At 41.8% G+C, this 4,002-nt stretch carries 4 protein-coding genes; 2 read left to right on the top strand and 2 right to left on the bottom strand.

The window, feature by feature from the left end:
- Positions 1-149 precede the first annotated feature (149 nt).
- Positions 150-1,676, bottom strand: a complete 1,527-nt coding sequence (locus C5745_RS19795; RefSeq protein ID WP_105718745.1) for a glycoside hydrolase family 43 protein — start codon at positions 1,674-1,676, stop codon at positions 150-152.
- 444 nt (positions 1,677-2,120) lie between these two features.
- Between C5745_RS19795 and C5745_RS20850 the strand changes: the two genes are divergently transcribed.
- Positions 2,121-2,228 (top strand): DUF1648 domain-containing protein, encoded by a 108-nt coding sequence (locus C5745_RS20850; protein WP_105718744.1) that lies wholly within the window; start codon positions 2,121-2,123, stop codon positions 2,226-2,228.
- Positions 2,229-2,299: 71 nt separating this feature from the next.
- The gene (locus C5745_RS20555) at positions 2,300-3,484 is read left to right on the top strand and encodes an ASCH domain-containing protein (protein WP_207795863.1); all 1,185 of its coding nucleotides are present in this window, start codon (positions 2,300-2,302) and stop codon (positions 3,482-3,484) included.
- 81 nt (positions 3,485-3,565) lie between these two features.
- On the opposite strand, the gene C5745_RS19780 is transcribed toward C5745_RS20555, so the two are convergent.
- Positions 3,566-4,002, bottom strand: a 437-nt coding sequence (locus tag C5745_RS19780; protein ID WP_262508133.1) for a sulfurtransferase, incomplete at its 5' end; no start/stop codon positions are given.

The following is a 4,002-nucleotide window of genomic DNA, read 5'->3' as shown; positions in this document are numbered from 1 at the left end:
TTATTTATGACCAGTCATGGATAAATTATCTATATCAACCGCTGGCGGCCTAGGCTAATCTCCTAAAACCCTTACAGACCATAAGCCCATAATAAAACAAAAGAAGGCGCCCTTTTTAGACGCCTTCATGTAATGCCAATCCAATACGGCTACTCGGTATCTATATAAAATTTGGTAAACAACGCAGATTCTGTTTTCTCACCGTCAAAGAGCAACCCTGGTCTTGGACTACGGTCCCACGGAGCAATTCCCTCTATGCTGACAGGTTTATCAGGATTTCCCATTTCGGTCCAGTGATCAGACTGTCTAAAGAAAGCATAGCACTCCAACGAAGAGGTGATAGTAATTTTTAATCCTAATTTTCTGTAATCCAGCGGTAGTTCATTTTCAGCAATAACAATTCTATTCTCGGGGTCCATCGTCCAAAACTGTATTTTGTTACCCGCTACGCTAAGTCCAACACTGTGTGCGTGATCGCCGTATAACACCACGCCTTTGGTTGCTGCTTCGCTACTGCCTGACAGATCAATCTCTGTGCCCACTGTATAGGCCAATTGCGTAGGACGCTTTGTTAGTGCGATACCCAGCTGGTTATCGTTTTTTGTGGTTCCCGATAAGCGTAGCCCTTCTTCGGATTTTTTAACGTCAGGAGCAGCATGTTGAAAATCCCATTGCCAGAAATCTTTATACTCCACTGTAGAGGTTAGTTCGGGGAAAGGATCCCGATGGCGGGGTATTTCCGGTTGCTTCGCTAACTCCAACCAAGGTTCATCCCCATTTTTCCAGTGCAGTTTAGCCAGCAGCCCTTCGCGTCCGGTATAGATGCCACCTATTTTGTTATAGGCGTGGAGCAAGTAATAGTGTTCTTGGGCAAGATGATGTACAAAAGTACCGTGTCCCATACATTTCCAACTTTCGTTTTCACTAAGTAAAAAGTCCGCACCTATACGCTCGTAAGGCCCCATTAAGGATTTAGAGCGCACTGCTTGCACATGATAATCACAGGAAGCCCCGCAACAGGCGCCAGCAGAATAAAACATATAGTAATAGCCGTTTTTATTGATAAAACTTTGTCCTTCTATACCTACACGTGCTGTATCCTGCAATAAGGAGAAGGGTTCGCCCGCTAGCCTGAGGCCGTCATCAGAGAGTCTAGCACCAAGCAGTTCGATAGGACGGTTGTCCAGTCCGTAAGCTTTCCAGGTCATGTACAGTTGATTGTTGTCTTCAACGACAAAAGCATCAATGGACTCCGTGCCATATGCCACAACAATACCCTGATCTACAAAATCACGGTCGGGATAACGAGATGTGGCTACACCGATGCAAGACACACCATCTCCCTTACGCTTAGCCGAATAATAAAGATAATATATCCCTTTATGATAAAAATACTCTGGTGCCCAGAACGAAGACATAGCCCATTCCGGTGCAGAAGAAAACACGAAACCCACCTGTTTCCAATCGAACAAATTATGAGAGGTATAAATCGGAAAATGAGGTGCCCATTCACTGGATGTACCTACCGCATAATACTGACCATTGGCAGCTATAATCGTAGGATCCGGAAAATCGCCTGGGATCGTAGCTGGCTGTGCCCATAAAGATGTTTTTAAAATTAAATTTAAAAAATAGGAAAAGAAAAGAAGAGAAGCCGTTTTGTAAATATTCATCATGTTTATTATTGGATATTTTATTTTTTTATTAAATGTAAAGAAAAATGGCGGACACAGCAACAGCTGGCCGACGAGCTGGGGATTATCTAATTACATTTTTATCGATAGCTTGGAAACAAACTAAATGCCCTAAAAGGATCATCGAGCTTTATCTAAAATGGCTTCACTCAGCACCTTCATACAACGTAATCTTCACTTCCGTTACCGCTTCATTTACCTCCCTCCATATAGAACATCACTTTGGAGGTATTAGGGTTTTTAAAAATAAGTATGATTTGTTTATTAAAATGTTGAAATAGAATAGTATGTTTAACCATAGACTTTGTGTGAAAAAATATTCAATCTATGTCCCGACTTCCTAGACGACCAGTAATCAAGTTCAAACAGAGAAAAAAAGATAAATACTTTGAAATTTTCGGCGTATTAGTCTTACTATCCTACTAGATGTTAATTGTAATCACCTACAATAGGCTGCCGGATTCCATACCAATACATTACAATTCTATCGGGGAAGTTGACAATTTTGGAGATAAAGACCAATGGACATTCTAATTTAATACTAGCAGCAATTCCATATATTTTGTTAGCACCAACAATTTATTATCTATTTAAAAAGTAACTTTATGAAAATAAAAGAACTCACCCTATATACCAATAAAATAGCAGAACAAAAGCATTTTTTTGAAACCATATTAGGCTTCACTGTCCATCAAGAAAACAGTGACATCTTTTGGATACAGGTGGGCTGGACAAAGTTTTGTTTTAAGCGGAGCTATGAATGTTATCTATATCATTACTGCTTTCTGATTCCGGGCAACAAGTTGCAAGAAGCGTTGGGATGGGTCGAATCCAAAGTGGACATTATCGAAGCAGAGGAAAATGGTAAGGTGGTGTTTTCCGATACCTGGAACGCACACTCTTTTTATTTCTACGATGCCGTCGGGAATATTGCCGAGTGTATCGTGCGCCATGATTTGCAGAATCATTCGGATAAACCATTTAGCATTACAGATTTTCTCTGTGTTAATGAGATAGGCTTAGGGACGGATAATATTTCAAAAACAAACCAACAGCTTGAAGATCACTTCGGCACCCCCTTCTGGAGAGGTGATAAGGCACGATTTGCTGCCAATGGTTCGCAGGAAGGACTGTTTTTAATGCCAAATTACCGAGTAAAAGAAACATGGTTTCCGACTGAAATTGCCATTGAACCAAACCCTCTAATCGGAATTGTTGAAAATGAAGGGCGATTTTACAATTTCCAATTTATAGATGGTGAAATAAAATCACACAACGCGGTAAGTAAGATAGACACGTATTGGAATGAGTTCCAAGACAAGCATCCTGCATATCTACATGTAGGAATTCCGCTGTCCTATCATTTTTGTGATAATGAAAAGGACGCAGATGAATGTGCGGAACTCGTACGTAGTGGTATCAAGCAAGCTACGACCCATTCCTTGTCCTGGCTCCATATCAATAATGAAAAAATGCCTGCAGAAGGAGATTTGGCTATAGTAACCGATTGGAATGGCAATCCAGTTGCAGTCACCAAAACGACTAAAGTGGAAATTGTGCAATTTAAAGATATTACCCCGGAGTATGCTTTTATTGAGGGCGAAGGCGACAAAAGCTTAAGCTATTGGAAAGAAGTACATTGGGCTTATTACACACGCGAATTGAGTGAGTATAATTTGAAACCAACACTCGACATGGAACTTGTCTGCGAATACTTTGAGACAATATGGCCTGTAGTTGATGCCGGTATGAAAATAGAAATGGAGCCGGCTTTCTCTATAAACCGCTGACAGAATGGATGGAACCTACTAAAAAGTGGATAGCAAAACAGAAGTTGTAAAGTGAAAAGAATGAATAGGTGAGCGATAACTCTAAATAGCGTCGCGTTGAACCGGCTTATTATTACGGCTCCATTCGCTCCATGATCCTACGTATAGCCTAGGGATCGATAGACCAGCGAGATGCATGGCAAGTATCGTGTGGCAAGCTGTCACACCCGAGCCACAATGTACGATTGTCTTCCCCAGGTCGCGCCCCTCCAATGCAGTTCGGTACACATCTCTTAAGCGTTTGGCGTCGAGAAACAGACCGTTCTGGTCCAGATTCAGTGAGAATGGAAGGTTGATGGCTGACGGAATATGTCCGGCAAGCAGATCAATAGGCTCGTGTATCCCTTGGTATCGGCTTTCTTCGCGTACATCAATAATCGTATACCCGTGGTCGGCCGATGCCCTTTCTACCTCATGGATATCAACCGTGGGGAGTGTCCAATTCCCATCAAGCGTATAGTCTGTTCCTCTTGGAGAAG

Source organism: Sphingobacterium haloxyli (assembly GCF_002980525.1).
GTDB classification, from domain to species: Bacteria; Bacteroidota; Bacteroidia; order Sphingobacteriales; family Sphingobacteriaceae; genus Sphingobacterium; species Sphingobacterium haloxyli.
Note: the sequence above shows the minus strand (reverse complement) of the source record. Positions and strands in the feature narration are given on the sequence as shown.

Bases quoted from the DNA above. Each gene is read 5' to 3' on its own strand.
- C5745_RS19795 (WP_105718745.1), bottom strand. From the start codon at position 1,676: ATGATGAATATTTACAAAACGGCTTCTCTTCTTTTCTTTTCCTATTTT.
- C5745_RS20850 (WP_105718744.1), top strand. From the start codon at position 2,121: ATGTTAATTGTAATCACCTACAATAGGCTGCCGGATTCCATACCAATA.
- C5745_RS20555 (WP_207795863.1), top strand. From the start codon at position 2,300: ATGAAAATAAAAGAACTCACCCTATATACCAATAAAATAGCAGAACAA.